At 57.4% G+C, this 17,287-nt stretch carries 21 protein-coding genes and 1 tRNA gene; 11 read left to right on the top strand and 11 right to left on the bottom strand.

Going from position 1 to position 17,287, the window contains the following annotated elements; genetic code table 11:
- Window positions 1-3: 3 nt before the first annotated feature.
- Window positions 4-567, bottom strand: coding sequence for a hypothetical protein (locus GOV85_RS00300; RefSeq protein WP_171173872.1), 564 nt, complete (start codon window positions 565-567; stop codon window positions 4-6).
- A gap of 206 nt (window positions 568-773) precedes the next feature.
- On the opposite strand from GOV85_RS00300, the gene fumC reads away from it, so the two are divergent.
- Genes fumC through GOV85_RS00285 form a run of 3 tightly spaced genes read left to right on the top strand, consistent with a single transcriptional unit; the run spans window position 774 to window position 2,562 of the window.
- The gene (fumC, locus tag GOV85_RS00295; protein ID WP_171173870.1) at window positions 774-2,168 is read left to right on the top strand and encodes a class II fumarate hydratase; all 1,395 of its coding nucleotides are present in this window, start codon (window positions 774-776) and stop codon (window positions 2,166-2,168) included.
- Window positions 2,168-2,344, top strand: a complete 177-nt coding sequence (locus GOV85_RS00290) for a DUF4169 family protein (protein ID WP_171173868.1) — start codon at window positions 2,168-2,170, stop codon at window positions 2,342-2,344. The genes fumC and GOV85_RS00290 overlap by 1 nt, the downstream gene beginning before the upstream one ends.
- Complete coding sequence (locus GOV85_RS00285) at window positions 2,341-2,562, top strand: ribbon-helix-helix domain-containing protein (protein ID WP_171173865.1); 222 nt, start codon at window positions 2,341-2,343, stop codon at window positions 2,560-2,562. Before GOV85_RS00290 ends, GOV85_RS00285 begins: the two co-directional genes overlap by 4 nt.
- A 285-nt stretch (window positions 2,563-2,847) precedes the next feature.
- On the opposite strand, the gene GOV85_RS00280 is transcribed toward GOV85_RS00285, so the two are convergent.
- Window positions 2,848-2,933: transfer RNA gene (locus GOV85_RS00280), tRNA-Leu, on the bottom strand.
- 148 nt (window positions 2,934-3,081) lie between these two features.
- Here GOV85_RS00280 and GOV85_RS00275 point away from each other — a divergent pair.
- Window positions 3,082-3,660, top strand: a complete 579-nt coding sequence (locus GOV85_RS00275) for a YqaA family protein (protein WP_171090199.1) — start codon at window positions 3,082-3,084, stop codon at window positions 3,658-3,660.
- Window positions 3,657-4,124 (top strand): disulfide bond formation protein B, encoded by a 468-nt coding sequence (locus GOV85_RS00270; protein ID WP_171173863.1) that lies wholly within the window; start codon window positions 3,657-3,659, stop codon window positions 4,122-4,124. The genes GOV85_RS00275 and GOV85_RS00270 overlap by 4 nt, the downstream gene beginning before the upstream one ends.
- On the opposite strand, the gene GOV85_RS00265 is transcribed toward GOV85_RS00270, so the two are convergent.
- On the bottom strand, window positions 4,121-4,708 hold the full coding sequence (locus tag GOV85_RS00265; protein ID WP_171090203.1) for an HNH endonuclease: 588 nt from the start codon (window positions 4,706-4,708) through the stop codon (window positions 4,121-4,123). The genes GOV85_RS00270 and GOV85_RS00265 overlap by 4 nt on opposite strands.
- A gap of 213 nt (window positions 4,709-4,921) precedes the next feature.
- Here GOV85_RS00265 and GOV85_RS00260 point away from each other — a divergent pair, with 213 nt between their 5' ends.
- Together GOV85_RS00260 and GOV85_RS00255 are read left to right on the top strand one after the other, a co-directional pair.
- The gene (locus GOV85_RS00260; protein ID WP_171176161.1) at window positions 4,922-5,527 is read left to right on the top strand and encodes an rRNA large subunit pseudouridine synthase E; all 606 of its coding nucleotides are present in this window, start codon (window positions 4,922-4,924) and stop codon (window positions 5,525-5,527) included.
- Between the two features lie 32 nt (window positions 5,528-5,559).
- Complete coding sequence (locus tag GOV85_RS00255) at window positions 5,560-5,985, top strand: VOC family protein (RefSeq protein ID WP_171173861.1); 426 nt, start codon at window positions 5,560-5,562, stop codon at window positions 5,983-5,985.
- Between the two features lie 45 nt (window positions 5,986-6,030).
- On the opposite strand, the gene GOV85_RS00250 is transcribed toward GOV85_RS00255, so the two are convergent.
- Both GOV85_RS00250 and GOV85_RS00245 read right to left on the bottom strand, forming a co-directional pair.
- Window positions 6,031-6,696 carry an alpha/beta hydrolase gene (locus GOV85_RS00250; protein WP_171173859.1) on the bottom strand — a complete coding sequence of 222 codons (666 nt, stop codon included), beginning with the start codon at window positions 6,694-6,696 and terminating at the stop codon, window positions 6,031-6,033.
- Window positions 6,693-7,325 (bottom strand): DNA-3-methyladenine glycosylase, encoded by a 633-nt coding sequence (locus GOV85_RS00245; protein ID WP_171176158.1) that lies wholly within the window; start codon window positions 7,323-7,325, stop codon window positions 6,693-6,695. The genes GOV85_RS00250 and GOV85_RS00245 overlap by 4 nt, the downstream gene beginning before the upstream one ends.
- A gap of 97 nt (window positions 7,326-7,422) precedes the next feature.
- Between GOV85_RS00245 and GOV85_RS00240 the strand changes: the two genes are divergently transcribed.
- A complete protein-coding gene (locus GOV85_RS00240; RefSeq protein WP_171173857.1) occupies window positions 7,423-8,649 on the top strand; it encodes an MFS transporter in 1,227 nt (408 codons plus the stop codon).
- Here GOV85_RS00240 and GOV85_RS00235 read toward each other — a convergent pair whose 3' ends face one another.
- From GOV85_RS00235 to GOV85_RS00220, 4 genes are read right to left on the bottom strand one after another with little or no spacing between them, the layout of a single operon-like run.
- Window positions 8,650-9,426, bottom strand: a complete 777-nt coding sequence (locus tag GOV85_RS00235; RefSeq protein ID WP_171176156.1) for a squalene/phytoene synthase family protein — start codon at window positions 9,424-9,426, stop codon at window positions 8,650-8,652.
- Between the two features lie 2 nt (window positions 9,427-9,428).
- Entirely contained in the window at window positions 9,429-11,063 is a 1,635-nt protein-coding gene (gene cimA / locus GOV85_RS00230; protein WP_171173855.1) for a citramalate synthase, read from the bottom strand.
- Window positions 11,060-12,460, bottom strand: a complete 1,401-nt coding sequence (gene cysS / locus GOV85_RS00225; protein WP_171173853.1) for a cysteine--tRNA ligase — start codon at window positions 12,458-12,460, stop codon at window positions 11,060-11,062. The genes cimA and cysS overlap by 4 nt, the downstream gene beginning before the upstream one ends.
- Window positions 12,393-12,680: a hypothetical protein gene (locus tag GOV85_RS00220; protein ID WP_171173851.1), complete on the bottom strand. Its 288-nt coding sequence runs from the start codon at window positions 12,678-12,680 to the stop codon at window positions 12,393-12,395. Before GOV85_RS00220 ends, cysS begins: the two co-directional genes overlap by 68 nt.
- Here GOV85_RS00220 and GOV85_RS00215 point away from each other — a divergent pair.
- Entirely contained in the window at window positions 12,679-13,023 is a 345-nt protein-coding gene (locus GOV85_RS00215) for an MmcQ/YjbR family DNA-binding protein (RefSeq protein ID WP_171173849.1), read from the top strand. The genes GOV85_RS00220 and GOV85_RS00215 overlap by 2 nt on opposite strands.
- A gap of 57 nt (window positions 13,024-13,080) precedes the next feature.
- Window positions 13,081-14,268, top strand: a complete 1,188-nt coding sequence (locus GOV85_RS00210) for a pyridoxal phosphate-dependent aminotransferase (RefSeq protein WP_171173847.1) — start codon at window positions 13,081-13,083, stop codon at window positions 14,266-14,268.
- Window positions 14,269-14,271: 3 nt separating this feature from the next.
- On the opposite strand, the gene GOV85_RS00205 is transcribed toward GOV85_RS00210, so the two are convergent.
- Window positions 14,272-14,766 carry an outer membrane beta-barrel protein gene (locus GOV85_RS00205; RefSeq protein ID WP_348540099.1) on the bottom strand — a complete coding sequence of 165 codons (495 nt, stop codon included), beginning with the start codon at window positions 14,764-14,766 and terminating at the stop codon, window positions 14,272-14,274.
- A 435-nt stretch (window positions 14,767-15,201) separates the two neighbouring features.
- On the opposite strand from GOV85_RS00205, the gene GOV85_RS00200 reads away from it, so the two are divergent.
- Entirely contained in the window at window positions 15,202-16,746 is a 1,545-nt protein-coding gene (locus tag GOV85_RS00200) for a trimethylamine methyltransferase family protein (RefSeq protein WP_171173845.1), read from the top strand.
- Between the two features lie 43 nt (window positions 16,747-16,789).
- On the opposite strand, the gene GOV85_RS00195 is transcribed toward GOV85_RS00200, so the two are convergent.
- Window positions 16,790-17,035 carry a hypothetical protein gene (locus GOV85_RS00195; RefSeq protein ID WP_171173843.1) on the bottom strand — a complete coding sequence of 82 codons (246 nt, stop codon included), beginning with the start codon at window positions 17,033-17,035 and terminating at the stop codon, window positions 16,790-16,792.
- Window positions 17,036-17,287: the final 252 nt, after the last annotated feature.

The following is a 17,287-nucleotide window of genomic DNA, read 5'->3' as shown; positions in this document are numbered from 1 at the left end:
GGGTTATTTCTTTTGTAGGAAAGTCTCGACCGACCGTGATTTCACACCTTCGATGAAGCGAGAGAACGACAAGTTCAACCCGCCTTCTGCAAGCGTACGATCGTATTGCTGCAATTCGTACCCGCCATCCAAATCAATGAACAAGGAATAAACTGTCAACGTATCACCAACGATTCGACCCCAAACAAAAGGCTCCCCTTTCATCGGGTCCAACGGCACTTCGTGGCCAAACACATTGCGCTTCATTGCGGCTGAAAACAAATCCCCACGCCCCGAAGGCACAAAGTCGATTGAGAACTTTTGGTTCTTTACACGCCCGTCCAGCTTATAGGTTGTGGTACGCCAGCTCACATTAAAACCGTCTTCGGTTTCGAAAATAGAAACGCTCATATCCCGCGGGGTAGAGGTGCCATCAGCATCCACAACGTTTGCAGACCCAATGTAATCCCCGACAAACGGCGCAATGTCCGCCGCGCGCGCGGACACGCTGAACACGGACAACCAAACCATGCACACCGCAAAGACCGCGACGGCTTTGGCTAGTGCAAATCTATGGAAATTTGGCATTTTGTCCTCCACGGGATTCACCTTTCTATTGTAGCTCAGAGGGGGCTGCGCACAATGGCACAATCCATCTCTTTCTCATTAAAGTGACGCACCCCGGCACCTATACCTTTGGTACGCCTGAGTTTAAGGTGCGCCCAACTGGCCGATTGCGTCATGGCTTTGCTGCGGCTAAACGGCATACAACTGCATACCAGACGGAGTGACAGATGTCTCAGACCCGCACCGAATCCGACAGCTTTGGCCCGCTAGAGGTCCCTGCCGACAAGTATTGGGGCGCACAAACGCAGCGTTCGATCATGAATTTCCCTATTGGCTGGGAAAAACAGCCCGTCGCTATCGTACGCGCGCTGGGCGTGATCAAAAAAGCCTGCGCCATGCAGAACAAGGCCACTGGCAAGCTGGACGCCAAGATCGCCGACGCAATCATACAAGCCGCAGGTGAAGTGATCGAAGGCAAGTTTGACGACAACTTCCCGCTGGTTGTCTGGCAGACGGGTTCGGGCACGCAATCAAATATGAACTCGAACGAGGTCATCGCAAACCGCGCCATCGAAATTTTGGGTGGTGTGATTGGTTCAAAAGACCCAGTGCATCCGAACGATCACTGCAACATGGGTCAATCTTCGAACGACACCTTCCCCACCGCCATGCATGTGGCAACCGCGACCAGCGTGCGTGACGTGCTGCTTCCGGGGCTCGAGAGACTTGCCTCGGGGCTGGAACAGAAGGCCGAAGAGTTCAAAGACATCATCAAGATCGGTCGGACCCACACGCAGGACGCGACGCCTCTGACGCTGGGACAGGAATTCAGCGGTTACGCTCATCAAATCCGTCAGGGAATTGCCCGCGTTCACGCGGCGATGCCTGGGATTTACGAACTGGCGCAAGGCGGTACCGCTGTTGGCACAGGACTGAACACCCAGCACGGTTGGGGCGAGGCCGTCGCAGGACATATGGCCGATATCACCGGCCTGCCCTTCGTCACCGCGCCAAACAAGTTCGAAGCATTGGCGGCCCATGACGCCATGGTCTTCCTGTCCGGTGCTTTGGCGACGATTGCAGGCAGCTGCTACAAAATCGCCAATGATATCCGTTTCCTGGGCTCCGGCCCGCGGTCGGGTCTGGGCGAATTGATCTTGCCCGAGAACGAACCCGGTTCGTCGATCATGCCCGGCAAGGTGAACCCGACACAGGCCGAAGCGTTGACCCAAGTCGCCGCCCACGTGATGGGCAACAACGCTGCGATGACTTTCGCAGGCAGCCAAGGTCATTTCGAGCTGAACGTCTACAACCCGATGATGTCCTACAACTTGTTGCAATCGATCCAACTGCTGGGTGATGCCTCTGACAGCTTTACCGAGCGGATGTTGATGGGAATCAAGGCCAACGAGCCACGCATAGACAAGCTGATGAAGGAATCGCTGATGCTGGTGACAGCGCTGGCACCGACTATCGGTTACGACAACGCCACCACCGTGGCCAAGACCGCGCATAAGAATGGCACAACACTCAAGGAAGAGGCCATCGCGCTGGGTTTTGTGGATGAGGCGACCTTTGACGCCGTCGTCCGCCCGGAACAGATGATCGGTCCGAAAGACTAATGGGCAAGCCGGTTAACCTGAACCGGTATCGTAAAGAAAAAGCGCGGGCTGAAAAGAAAGCCCGCGCAGATCAGAATGCTGTCGCTTTCGGACGCACCAAGGCCGAGAAAGAAATCGTCAAGTTCGAACGGGACAAGCTGAAGCGTGAACTCGACAAGCGCGAGTTAGACGAATGAGCGGCCGCCCAATCAAACGCTCTCTGACACTCAAGGGTCACCGAACATCCGTGTCGCTTGAAGATGAATTCTGGCGAGCTTTCCGCGACATAGCTGCTGAAAAAAGTATTCCGATCAATGTTTTGGCCGCTGAAATTGATGTTGCACGCGATCCTACAACCGGTCTTGCATCGGCTATTCGGGTCTTCATTCTGAAATGGTATCAGAACAAGGTCTGAAGCATATGTCCAGCTTCGCCTTTGACCATGAAGTTAAAACGTGCGGTGCACAATTGAAGCACAGCGCCGTAATTGTTTCCTTGTTCCCCTGACTCGTTTTCTTGGACCGCTCAGATTTTAGGCGTTGAAGAAAACCACACCAAATCGTTGCCGCTTCGTTTTTTGCACCCAAGTTTTCGCATGGCAGATCAATCGCGCGTTTCAAGGCAGCGCATCAAAAGCCATGACAACAAAGCGACGCAACTATCTGATCACGAGAAACAAATAGCAGGTTAAAAGAAAATGTGGTGCCCAAGGAGAGACTCGAACTCTCACGCCCGTGAAGGCGGGGGATTTTGAATCCCCTGCGTCTACCATTCCGCCACTTGGGCCACGGACACTGGATTAGCGCCCAAGCGCGGGAAGGTCCAGAGGCAAAAAACATCCCATATTCCATTTGTTTCAATCTGGGCGGTTGACGGTCCGTCAGGTGCATGGTTTGCCTTCTTGGGGCCGCTAAACGGGATTTGAGTACTGTATATGTTACGATCGCTTTATGACTGGACCATTCGTCTGGCCGAACACCCTCATGCCCTGTGGGCCTTGGCCATCGTCGCCTTTATCGAAAGCTCTTTTTTTCCGATTCCTCCTGACGTCCTGATGATTCCGATGATTCTAGCGCGTCCATCGCGCGCCTGGTTGATTGCGACCGTCGCGTTGGTGGCTTCGGTGTTGGGCGGGATGCTGGGATATGCGATTGGAGCGTTTTTCTATGAAAGCATCGGCCAGCCCATTCTGGAATCCATGGGCAAGGCACACGCGATGGAAGAATTTAACACCCGATTTAACGATTTCGGGTTCTGGGCTGTGCTGGCTGCGGGCGTCACGCCCTTCCCCTACAAGGTCATCACCATCATGTCCGGCTGGACCGGAATGCCGCTGGGCACCTTCATCGCCACATCGATTCTGGCGCGTGCCATGCGATTCTTTCTGGTTGCCGGCCTGCTTTGGGGCTTTGGCGAACCGATCCGGGACTTTATCGAAAAGCGTCTGGGTCTTATGTTCACGCTGTTCATCATCCTACTCTTTGGCGGATTCGTGGCGGTTAAATATTTATGACAAAACAATCCGGACTTGTGGCTCTGGCCACGATTGGTTCAGCAACCCTTTTGTTGGCGGCGTTCGGCTTTCAGCATTTGGGCGGGCTTGCACCGTGCAAGATGTGCATCTGGCAGCGCTACCCGCACGCAGTGGCTATCGCGATCGGTGCGGTTGCGCTGGCATTGCCAAGATTTAGTATCCTGCCGTTGCTGGGTGCAGCTGCGGCTGCAACAACCGCGGCCATCGGCGTTTTTCACGCTGGCGTAGAACAAGGCTGGTGGGAAGGCCCCAGCAGCTGCACCTCGGGCGATATCAGTGGGTTGAGCACCGATGACCTGTTCGATCAGATCATGAATGCGCCGCTGGTGCGCTGTGACGATATCCCGTGGGAGATGTTCGGTATCTCGATGGCAGGGTGGAACGCCATCGCTTCGGCAGTGCTGATGCTGATCTGGATCGCGGCCTGGCGGGCGCGCGCTTAAAACTCGTCCAGTTCCGCATCCCAATACAGGAAGTCGATCCAGCTTTCGTGCAGGTGGTTCGGCGGGAACTTCCGACCGATATTGCGCAGAGCCTCAGCATCAGGCTGACGCGGTGGTTTGCGCAATGTCATCCCCGCCTGACGCAGCGATTTGGACCCTTTGCGCAGGTTGCAGGGGCTACAGGCCGCCACCACGTTCTGCCAGCTGGTCACGCCGCCTGCCGCGCGTGGGACCACGTGGTCAAATGTCAGGTTGTCGCGGCTGCCGCAGTACTGGCAGCGGAATTCATCCCGCAAAAATAAATTAAAGCGCGTGAAGGCCACGCGCTTTCTGGGTTTTACATAGTCTTTCAAAACAACGACCGAGGGTATTCGGATCTCGGTGCTCGGGCTTCGGACGACCTCGTCATATTCGGCCACGATGTCGACCCGATCCAGCCAGGCCGCTTTGATCGCCTCTTGCCAGGGCCACAATGACAGCGGGTAGTAGGACAAGGGGCGGTAATCGGCGTTCAAAACCAGGGCCGGGTGTTGTTTGAGCATACCCGGCTCTCTTACAAATTCGGTCCTGAAATCTCCGTCCATCACAGAATCGCTCCTCGCTCTCGGCTGCCCGTTTGTGACACCAGAGCGGAGAGCACCCGCCCCGGCCTTAAGATAACTATATATCGTGTTAAAACTCTGACAAGCCCTGATTTTCCACAATATGTCGCAGACTGGGTAAGCCGAATCTGTGACAGTCACATGACAGTTATCCACAACTTGCACCGGGTGCGTCCTTCGGGCTATGGGCGGGTCATGTCTTGGTTCATTCGCTTCAACAAACCATATGACGTGCTGCCGCAGTTTACCGACCGCGCCAATGCCGAAAGCCCGCGCAGCACGCTGTCCGATTTCATCGACCTGCCTGGCGTTTATCCCGCTGGTCGTTTGGATCGTGACAGCGAAGGTTTGATGCTGCTGACTGATCACGGAAAACTTCAGGCTCAGATATCAGATCCAAAGCACAAGATGGCAAAGACCTATTGGGTTCAGGTCGAAGGCATCCCTGATGAGGCCGCTTTGAAAGCGTTACGGAACGGGGTTGAGTTGAAGGACGGCCAGACGCGCCCCGCAAAGGTACGGCAGATTGATGAGCCCGAGGGGCTCTGGCCTCGCATCCCACCTATCCGAGAACGAAAAAGCGTACCCGACAGTTGGCTGGAACTGACCATCCGAGAGGGCAAGAACCGGCAGGTGCGGCGCATGACGGCGGCAGTGGGTCTGCCAACCCTGCGCCTGATCCGCTATCGTATCGGAGACTGGACACTGGATGATCTGGGGCCCGGTCAATGGGACAGCCTGCCGATGCCCACCTTGAACACCGCTCCGCAACGCAAACGTGACCGACGTCCGCGCCGGTGACAAAACCCGCCCTTTTCTGTTATACTTGGGGCATGAAACTCACGCCAGATATCCCGGCCCCTTCGGCCATTCTGGAGGCCGCGCTTTACGCAGACAATCTGGATGCGGCGGAACAGTTTTATAGCGAGGTTTTAGGGCTTGAGCGTATTCAGCGCATCAACAACCGCCATGTATTTTACCGCATCGGCGGATCTGTTCTGCTTATCTTTAACCCCAACCAAACAGAACAGCCGCCCCTCAACCCTGACATGCCTGTCCCACCTCATGGTGCGCGCGGCCCCGGACATGTGTGTCTTGTTTTGTCACGCGATGAAATCACAGTGATGCGCAAACACCTGCTGGATTGGAACATCCCCGTGGATGCCGAGTTTGACTGGCCCGGCGGTGCACGGTCTTTGTACGTGCGCGACCCGGCGGGAAACTCGATCGAGTTTGCCGAAGCGCATCTTTGGTCTTGATCTTGCACGGAACACCAAGGCGTTCCGCTGATCTGGATGGTAAAGTTAAAGGCTCAGCTTGTCGCGCATGAAAGCCAGCGCGACGCTCAAACCATCGGGGGCAATGCCATGGCCGGTGCCTTTCATGACATGCGCGTATATCTCTTTGAAATCCGCAGCCTGCAGGGCTTCAGCGGCCTCGGGCAGCGATTGCGGTGGCACGACGTCGTCCGCATCACCATGCACAAGTAGGACCGGCATCCGGCTGACAGTTTCGTCGGGCAGAAGATCGGGTTCCAACAACCGGCCAGAAAAGGCGACGATCCCAGCCACGGGGTCTTCGCGGCGCGGCGCAACGTGCAGGCTCATCATAGTGCCCTGGCTGAAGCCAAACAGCACAACCTGCTCGGGCAGTACATCTTCGTCCACCATCAGGGCGTCCAGAAAGGCGTTGAAGTCCTCAACCGCCATTTCCATACCCCGGCGCGACTCTTCTTCGGACGACCCATCGATCCAAGGAATCGGGAACCACTGAAAGCCGTTCGGCATCCCCGGAATCTGCTCGGGTGCATCTGGGGCTACAAACAGAGTATCGGGCAAATGCTCGCCCAACGGATCGGCCAACCCCAGCAGGTCGGCGCCGTTTGCGCCATAGCCATGCACGAACACCACGACTGATCGCGTGTCACCAGAAACAGGCTCTTTCCTAAGCGCATTCAAAACCCGTGTCATCTGATCCCTTCTCTTTGTTTATCAACCCGGTAATAGGCCCACAGCACCCGCGCCGCAACCGAGCGCCACGGCGACCACGCTTCGGCCATTTGGCGCAGTTCCTTGTCCGTGGGGCGTTTGGGCAGGTCATAGAGGACACGCGCGGCCTCTTGCAGCGCCAGATCACCGGGTGCGATCACATCGGCGCGGCCCAGGGAAAACATCGCATAAATCTCGGCCGTCCAGACGCCGATCCCGGACACCTGCGTCAAAGTTTTAACCACCTCGTCGTCAGGCGCGTCGCGCAATGCTTTGAAGTCAATGCGCGCCTCAGCCAACGCCCGTGCATAGCGGATCTTCTGACGGCTTAGACCCACGGCGCGCAGATCTTCATCTGTGGCCCACATAATCTTGCGTGGACCGGTCAGTTTCGCGTCCTGCAACCGTTTCCAGATTGCACGCGCGGCAGCTACGCTGACCTGCTGGCTGACAATAGCGCTGAGCAGTTGTGCGAAACCATCGGGGCGGCGGCGCAGAGGCAAAGGGCCAGTTTGTTCGATGGCATAGGCCATGCGCGGGCAAGTTTGCGCCAGCCATTCGGCGCCTTCGGCCACGCAATCTGGCGTTTCGATGATGCGGCCTACGGACATGCGGCCTCCCTGCTCGGTGTTCATGGGCACGTTAGGCGCATGTGCCGCAGATGCAAGCCGCTTGTACCCCAAAGGCTTAGCCGATAACCATTCGCCCATGACAATGACCTCAACCCTTCCAGACGACCGTCAGGCCAAGCGCAACGTAGCTGTTTTGGTGGCCGCACAGGCCATTCTGGGTGCACAGATGCCCATGATGTTCATTGTCGGGGGGCTGGCAGGCCAATCGTTGGCCTCAAACCCTTGCCTTGCGACATTGCCCATTTCCTTGATTGTTCTGGGTTCCATGCTAGCGGCCACGCCGATCTCGGCGATCATGCAGCGCTGGGGCCGTCGTGCCGGATTCCTTGTTGGAGCAACCGCTGGCGCGTTAGGTGGGCTGATCGGAGCTTACGGCTTGTTCCTTGGCTCTTTCCCTATCTTCCTTGTTGGCAGCCTGCTGACAGGTATCTACATGAGCGCACACGGGTTCTATAGGTTCGCTGCGGCGGACACAGCGTCAGACGCGTACCGCCCTAAGGCCATTTCATACGTGATGGCCGGGGGACTGGCTGCGGCGATTATCGGCCCACAAATCGTGAAACTCACCTCTCAGGCCTATGTCATTCCGTTTCTAGGCACCTATCTGGCTGTGATCGGGATTAACGTTCTGGGCTCTGGCCTGTTCTTCTTTCTCGACATCCCAACACCACCAAAACCCACAGAGAACGAACCCAAAGGACGTTCACGGCTTGAGTTGCTGAAAACACCACGTATCGCAGTCGCGGTCATCTGTGCGATGGTGTCTTACGCCCTGATGAATCTTGTAATGACCTCGACCCCGCTGGCCGTCGTTGGGTGCGGATTCTCGGCCAACGACGCAGCGGATATCGTTACAAGCCACGTGTTGGCCATGTACATCCCTAGTTTCTTTACCGGCCATCTGATCGCCCGCTTCGGGGTAGAGAAGATCGTGGCACTAGGCCTTGCCATTTTAGCAAGCGCCGGGGTTGTTGCTTTGCAAGCGGTTGAACTTGGGAACTTCTTCCTCGCCCTTGTTCTGCTGGGCATCGGGTGGAACTTTGGCTTTATCGGCGCGACTTCGATGCTGGCAGACTCGCATGACCCGCAAGAGCGTGGCCGGATGCAGGGTCTGAACGACCTGCTGGTTTTCGGAGGTGTCACATTGGCGTCGCTGGCGTCGGGCGGGTTGATGAACTGCTCGGGCGGCTCTGCGATCGAAGGCTGGACAGCGGTTAACCTGGCCATGGTTCCGTTGCTAACATTAGCGGGTGGCGCGTTGCTGTGGCTGGTGCTGCGTCCCGCCGACCCGGAACGGGCCTGATCACCAGCGCCCACTGCTGACCGTCCACATCAGGGACAAGCGTTGCCGCATTTCGCCCGGTATCAAACTGCCAGAAGCAACACGTTCAGGCCGCGCAACAGCCTCTTTCAACGCCCATTCAGCCAACCACCCTGCCGCAAGCGCTGGACGGGCTTCGACAGAGATCGCAACCCGGTTTGCCCGGGCCTTGTTAAGACGCTCCAGCGCAGATTGCGCAAGGGTTTGCACACCTTCCGGGGTGCCGTCCAACAAAGGTATCCGACCCCTGTTTTCCAGCTCGGGGGTCGCGCGAAGCCAGTTTGCAACACCAACGGCATAACCAAAATCGCGCAACACATCCTCGTCCGCGACACCCAGCGCTTGAGCAGAGGCCACAAACAAAGACCCCGCGCTATGGTTGATATAAGCGTCAAAGTGTTCCTGGCCTTCAAACGGATCCCGATAAATATCCCAACGCCTTACAGCCACATATTCATCCAGAACACCGGCCAGATGAGGCGAAAGCACACGCGATAAGGGCGTTACAACTTCATGCCGTCGCACAGTGGCGCCTTCGGCAATCTCTTGCAAAGCGTCGCGCCACCATTGCAGCCGCATCTCGGCAATCATCGGTTCTTGCGTGACCCAGGGCGCGCGCGCCACTTCGACGTTCAACGCGTATAACGGGAACAGAACGGCACGGGCCGCCACCGGGGCTGCCATTGCGGCACGGAACCGGTCAGGATCAGCCCGTTGCACCAGTGCGGCACAGGCTTTGACGTCGTCGTCAAAGACCACGCTCACTCAGCTGCTGCCTTCTGCGGATCGCAATCGCGCACCAGTTTCCACTGAATCGCATCCAGCAAAGCCTCGAACGATGCATCGACTATGTTCGCGCTGACGCCCACGGTAGACCAGTGCCGCCCCTGCCCGTCTTCGCTGTCGATGATGACACGCGTGACCGCTTCGGTCCCGCCTTGTGTGATCCGCACCTTGAAGTCGACCAGTCGCATATCTGACAGGACTTGCGAATACCGCCCCAAATCTTTGGCCAAGGCTTTGGCCAGAGCGTTCACAGGCCCCCGGTCACTGCCGGAATCGTCCATGGACTCGCTGACGGACAGCTTCTTTTCACCGTCCACTTTCACGACCACAACAGCCTCGGACAGGCTGACCATCTTGTTGTACTTGTTCTTCCGCCGCTCAACCGTGACCTTGTAGCGTTTGACTTCAAAGAACTCGGGCAGTTGTCCCAGCTCGTCCCGCGCCAACAGTTCGAAACTGGCTTGCGCAGTATCATAGGAATACCCATCCGCTTCACGCAGTTTGATCCGTTCAAGGATCCGACCGAGCGCGGGATCACCCGCCTCGACGCTCAACCCGGCTTCGGTCAGACGTTTGCGCAGGTTCGACTGCCCGGCCTGGTTCGACATTGGAATGATGCGTGAGTTGCCCACACTTGCAGGCTCGACATGTTCATAGGTCGATGGGTCCTTGAGGATCGCACTGGCATGCAGTCCGGCCTTATGCGCAAAGGCAGACGCCCCCACATAGGCCGCCTGCTTGCTGGGAACCCGGTTCAGAACGTCATCCAACATCCGGCTGATACGGGTCAGCCCCGCCAGAGCATCCAGGCTGACGCCGGTTTCAAACTGCGAAGCATAGGGTTCCTTCAGCAGCAGCGTCGGGATCAAAGCGGTTAGGTTGGCATTCCCGCAACGCTCGCCCAAACCGTTCAGGGTGCCCTGAATTTGGCGCGCACCTGCTTCTACGGCCGCCAGGGAACAGGCCACCGCGTTCTCGGTGTCGTTATGTGTGTGAATACCCAACCGATCACCGGGCAGACCTGCTGCGATCACGTCTGATACGATCCGCCCAACGTCCGACGGCAAAGCGCCTCCATTTGTGTCGCACAGGACCACCCAACGCGCGCCAGCGTCCAGCGCGGCGCGGCAGACCGCGACCGCATAATCCGGGTTGTCCTTGTAGCCGTCAAAGAAATGTTCGGCATCAAACAGCGCTTCGCGACCCTGCGCCACGATATGTGCGACCGAGGCACGGACGTTCTCGACATTGTCCTCAAGCGAGATCCCCAGCGCATGGGTCACGTGATAGTCGTGCGATTTGCCCACCAGACAGACGGCCTGCGTGCCCGCATTCATCACGGCTGCAAGCACATCATCATTCTCGGCCGAGCGCCCTGCCCGCTTGGTCATTCCAAACGCCGTCAGACGGGCTGAGGTCTTCGGAGCAACCTCGAAAAACGCGCTGTCGGTGGGGTTCGCACCGGGCCAGCCGCCTTCGATATAATCCACTCCCAAAGTATCCAGAGCCTGAGCGATCTGCACCTTTTCGGCGGTGGAGAACTGAACGCCCTGCGTTTGTTGCCCATCGCGCAGGGTGGTGTCGTAGAGGTAGAGGCGTTCTTTGGTCATAAGACCTCCTCCAACTTGGAGGCATCAAACCCGGCACCGGGCACCAGTTCCACACCTTCCTTGCTCATGCGCACTTCAAGCCCTGCCGCGATATACGCGGCCTTGAGGCGGTCAACTTCCGAGAAGTCCTTGTTCTGCATGGCGGACGCCCGTGCGTTGGCCAAACGGTCAGCATGTGCAGTCAAGTCAACAGATGCCGTATCCGCCCACGCGCCCATCTCTGGCAGCAACAGCCCCAGCAACTGCGCGCTCGCCAACAGACCCTCTGCGTCACCGTCCGATGCAAGACGGTACAACTCGGTCATTGCACCTGCAGTGTTCAGATCATCGCTCAGTGCCACCACCACCGCAGGTGCCGCGCTGGCGGCGGGCTCGACGCCCGCTGTCAGCGCCCGCCACTTGCGCAACGTCGCCTCAGCCTCACGCGCCTTTTTCTCAGTCCAGTCCATCGGCTTGCGATAGTGGGTCTGCAGAAACACAAACCGGATCACCTCACCCGGCACGCCTTGTTCCAACAGATCGTGCACGGTGAAGAAATTGCCCAGCGATTTGGACATTTTCTTCCCTTCGACCTGCAGCATCTCATTGTGCAGCCAAACCCGCGCAAACTCACCTTGCGGGTGCGCGCAGCAGCTTTGGGCGATCTCGTTCTCGTGGTGCGGGAACATCAGGTCGTTGCCGCCGCCGTGAATGTCAAAGCTCTCGCCCAGCAACTCATAGCTCATGGCCGAGCATTCAATGTGCCAACCAGGACGCCCCCGACCCCACGGGCTGTCCCAACCCGGCAGTTCGTCGGTTGACGGCTTCCACAACACGAAATCCATCGGGTTCTTTTTGTAGGGTGCCACCTCGACCCGAGCGCCTGCGATCATGTCATCGACCGAGCGGCCCGACAGCTTGCCATAGCCCTCTTTCCAACTGTCGACGGCAAACAGCACGTGGCCCTCGGCGGCATAGGCATGGCCCTTAACGATCAGATCCTCGATCATTGCAATCATCTGGTCAATGTATTGGGTCGCACGCGGCATCTCGTTGGGTTCAAGAGTTCCCAAAGCGCCCATATCGTGCAGATACCAGCCGATGGTTTCGTCAGATCGTTCCTGTACCAACTGCTCTAACGAGCCTTCCGCGCCCGCCTTTTTACGCGCCAGCGCGGTGGCGTTGATCTTGTCGTCGACGTCGGTGAAATTGCGCACATAAGTCACGTGATCCGCGCCATAGACATGACGCAGCAGGCGGTACAGCACATCAAACACCACCACCGGGCGGGCATTGCCCAGATGCGCGCGGTCATAGACCGTCGGACCACAGACATACATCCGCACATTTTCAGGGTCGATCGGAGCGAAGTCTTCCTTCGTCCGCGTCCGTGTGTTGTGCAGCTTGATCGTCGTCATCGGTCGGGCTCCTCAGAAACAGCATGTGCTTGCGCGTTGGCGCGGGCTTAGCAACTTGTCTCAGGGATGAAAACGAAAGAAACCGGCCCGCTTGATAAATCAGCAGGTAGTGCAGCAGATAATGATGCAGGTCATCGGGTTCATGTCCTTCGGTTAGCACGGGTTGATCCTCAAGCCAAGTATTGAGTTTGCGCGCCGCCTCAGTCACCGTGCGGACCATGGACCGAGATTACGTCAATGCGATTTGCAAGGAATTCCCCGGGGCCGCGTTGTCGGACCCCTGGGGCGGCGGGCACGGTGCGTGGAAAATCGGTGGCAAGATGTTTGCCTGCATCGGTACGGCAAATGACGGGGTTTCTGTCAAAACGCCCGACGCGGAAACGGCCCAGATGGTGATTGATGCCGGTGTGGGGGTGAAAGCCCCCTATTTCCACCGCAGTTGGGTGCGCCTTCCGTTTGATGCTGATCCTGAGGAACTGCGCCACCGCCTGACGGTGTCATACGACATTGTCCGGGCATCGCTGACTAAAAAGCTGCAAGCGACATTGCCGCCGCGAAGCTGATTGACAAAGCTCTGCCGCTCTGTCCCATTCAGCCAAAAGCTATCCCGGAGCAGTGGTATGAAACTCTCTAAACGCATCACGCAGATTACAGGCGGCGGCAGCGACGGCTGGGACGTGTTCTATCGGGCCCGTCGGATGCTGAGCGAAGGTCAGGCCGTGACCGAGTTGACCATCGGCGAACATGACATCCGAACCGATCCATCGATCCTGCATGCCATGGACCTGTCCGCCCGCGAAGGACATACGGGTTATGCCATGGTGCCCGGAACAGATCTTCTGCGCGACACAGTGGCGGCACGGGTGCAAACGCGGACGGGCGTCCCAACAACGCGCAACAACGTTATGATCACACCCGGCGGCCAGTCTGCGCTGTTTGCGGCCCATATGGCAGTTTGTGATCCCGGTGATGTGGGGCTGTTCCTAGATCCCTATTACGCCACCTATCCCGGAACGATTCGCGGGGTCGGAGCAGTTGCCCGCGCAATTCAGACCGCAGCAGAAGACGCCTTTCAGCCCTGCGCCGAACGGATCGATGCTGCGGCTGACGGTGCTGTTTCACTTTTGATCAACACACCAAACAATCCAACCGGGGTTGTTTATTCCCGCCAATCGCTTGAAGACGTTTCCGAAATTTGCCAGCGACGCGACCTGTGGCTGATCTCGGATGAAGTCTATGACACGCAGGTTTGGCAGGGAGAACACCTGTCGCCGCGCGCTCTACCCGGTATGGAGGATCGGACGCTTGTCATTGGTTCCATGTCCAAATCCCATGCCATGACGGGATCGCGCTGTGGTTGGATTGTCGGCCCCGAAGAGGTCATCGCCCATCTGATCAATCTGGCCACCCACACAACCTATGGCGTACCAGGCTTCATACAGGTCGCGTCCAGTTATGCTCTGACCGCAGGACACGAGCTGGAGGAAAAGATCGCCGCCCCGTTTCGTCGTCGACGTTCACAGGCCGTGGCGATTCTTCAGGATCAATCCACCGTTGGCCTGGTGCCCGCACAGGGGGCGATGTACCTGATGCTGGACGTGCGCAAGACCGGGTTGTCCGGGGAAAGTTTTGCCAATGCTTTGTTGGACACGCACAACATTGCCGTCATGCCCGGAGAAAGCTTTGGCTCAGCCGCCGCCGGGCATGTTCGGGTGGCCATGACTGTTGAAGACAACCGTTTCGCTAGCGCACTGAAAACGCTGTGCTCTTTTGCCGAACAGCTCGCGCAGCGTCACGCTGCGGAATAGTATTCAAAAACGAAACGTTGTTCGTAAATTGAAAACGTTGGAATCCAGACTGCCGCTGGAACGGGTGACATCGTCGAAATTTTGCCGCAACGCCTCGCCGCTGATCACAAAGTTTTCTCCAATCGGGTACGCCACGCCGATGCCGTAAACCGCTGCCGTGTCGCTGTCGACCGAGGTTTCAGCCCGCGCCGCCCCGACAACCACATAGCCAAGCGCGTTGCCGAAATCATATCCACCGCGCAGCTTCAGACGAGTCATGCTGTCCAAACTGCCTTGGGACGAGCCCAAATCCAACGAGAGCCGGTTGTATTCCAGCTCACCACCCAGGACAAAATTCCCAAAGTCCTGATCATAACCAATATGCGCACCAAAAGCGGTGTCATCACCGCTGGAGCCGCCCGGACCATCCGCATCCGCATATCCAAAGCTGAGGCCCACATAACCACCTGTCCAATCTTCGGCAAAAACCGGGCCTGCGCTGGCGAGACAGGTCGCCACGAACAGGACAGAAAGAGGTTTTTTGCACGGGTACAAAATTATGTCGCTCTTGTTTCGATCTAAAGACGCAAACTTATTCTAATCTGCGTTTCGCTTCATCAGAATTCAATTCTAGGGTCACAAAACTCAAAAGTAAGTGAATGCAGTATAACAGAATTCTTCCAAAACGGGAGAAAATCTGCCCGATCCTCCTTTATCCGGCAGCAAACCGTCACGATGAGCTGCAAAAACCAACAAAGGTCGTAAACAGGACAGATTGTGTCGTAGTGTTTTGGAAGGCTAAGGCCAGAAGTTGAGAACCCGAATGACAGACCACGACTGGAAAATCAGCCTGATCAGCCGCACCATTGGTGCGGATCGTGGACGTGCCGCTCGGGGACGGCCGTAAGGGGATATTCCGCACCCCAAAGCATCACTCAACAACCGGATCAAGACATGAACGACCAATCCCGCAACACGTCACGCAGCGGAGGCCGCGCTGCACGCCGTGCCGCCCGCGCAACGGCCCTGCCCGACCATCTTCGCCCCGTGCGCCCTGGAATGAAGGGCGGAGTTCTAAATGTTCTGACGCAGGCACAAATTGAACGTATTCACGAGGCCGCACTGACCGCGCTGGAAACCATCGGTCTGGCTGACGCCCCGCAAAGCGGTATCGACTACCTTGTAAATGCAGGCTGCACCCTTGGGGACGATGGACGCATTAGATTTCCACGCGCTTTGGTCGAGGACACTATCGCCAAAGCTAACCGCGCGGTTACATTGTACAGCCGTGATGGCAAAACCGATCTTGAGCTGTCAGGCACCAAAGTTCACTACGGCACTGCCGGCGCTGCCGTGTCCATGGTCGACGTGCATGGGCGGGAATACCGCGATTCAACTGTGCAGGACCTACACGATGCCGCGCGAATCTGCCAGCAACTTGATAACATTCACTTTGTTCAACGCCCTATGGTTTGCCGCGACATCGCCGACAACCTGGAAATGGACCTGAACACGATCTATGCTAGCTGTTCCGGCACTTTCAAACACATCGGGACATCGTTCACGGAACCCAGCCACGTCGCGCCCGCGATGGAGATGATCTACATGATCGCGGGTGGTGAGGATAAGTACCGCGAGCGGCCATTTGTATCGAATTCGAACTGCTTTGTGGTTCCCCCCATGAAGTTCGCCACTGAAAGCTGCGAAGTGATGGAGGAGTGCATCAAGGCCGGAATGCCTGTCCTGCTTCTTTCAGCCGGGATGGCCGGTGCCACAGCGCCGTCGACCATAGCCGGAGCCATCACTCAAGCGACCGCCGAATGCCTTGCCGGACTGGTTTACGTAAACGCCGTAAGTCCCGGAGCACCAGCCGTTTTTGGCACCTGGCCCTTTGGCTTGGACCTTCGGACAGGTGCGATGTCCATTGGGTCGGGCGAACAGGCGTTGCTGACGGCTGGATGCGCACAGATGCACCGGTTCTACAACCTACCCGGCGGAGCAGCAGCCGGAGCGTCGGATTCCAAACTTCCCGACATGCAGGCCGGGTGGGAACAGATGTGCTCGAACGTAATGGCGGGTCTGTCCGGTCTCAACATGGTCTACGAAGCGGCGGGCATGCACGCCTCTTTGTTGGGTTTCTGCTTTGAAAGCCTGATCCTCAGCGATGACCTGATCGGTCAGGCGCAGCGCTGCGTGCGGGGCATCGAAGTGAACGATGAAACCCTAGCTCTGGACCAGATGGCCGAGGTCTGCATGGGCGGCCCTGGTCACTATCTTGGAACGGAAGCTACGCTCAGCCGGATGCAAGCTGACTATGTCTATCCGGTTTTCGGCGACCGGTCTTCGCCAAAAGAATGGGTTGAGCTGGGCAAGCCCGATCTGATCGACAAGGCAACGGCGCGCAAGGAAGAAATTCTGTCTGCGCCATCCGAGGCCAAGTTCGATCCGCTGCTGGACATGGAACTGCGCGAAAAGTTCAAAATTCATCTGCCCACTTAGTGAGCGGAAGGGCGGCCCGAAACCAATCGGGCCACCCACGGATTTATCCATCGCTTGACGGAAGCAGCCCTGCCTCTTGCGCAACGGCCACTTCGTCAGCGTCCAACGCGCCATCACCATTGGCGTCCATCGCCGAGAAGGTATCGGCGTCTACATTCGGTGCGACAGCCTGAACTTCCTCGATGGTCAGAACGCCATCGCCATTGGCATCGGCTGTAGATTGGGCCGAGACCAGTCCCGGCAAGGTCAGAGCAGCGATGTAAATTCCAATCAAATACTGCGGTTTCATTTTTGGTGCCTCCTGATAGGTTGGTTTTGTTTTTGTCCGGACAAGCCCCAGAAACAACAAAGCCTCGCACCACGTCACCCCGCATAGCGCGACCAGCAGGGATTCGCGCCAATCCTTGCGTGTTTGACCGAGTCGGCATCGCAAAGTGCCGCCGAGCAAAATTCCGCCAGACCTGTATCGGCAGGTCTTGCCACACGCGCCGCGCACGATCTGGCGAAACACCGCTTAGAACAGCGACCGCGCGAAAAAAGA

The organism is Ruegeria sp. HKCCA4633 (assembly GCF_013034605.1).
GTDB lineage: Bacteria > Pseudomonadota > Alphaproteobacteria > Rhodobacterales > Rhodobacteraceae > Ruegeria.
This window is presented reverse-complemented; position numbering and strand designations above follow the sequence as displayed.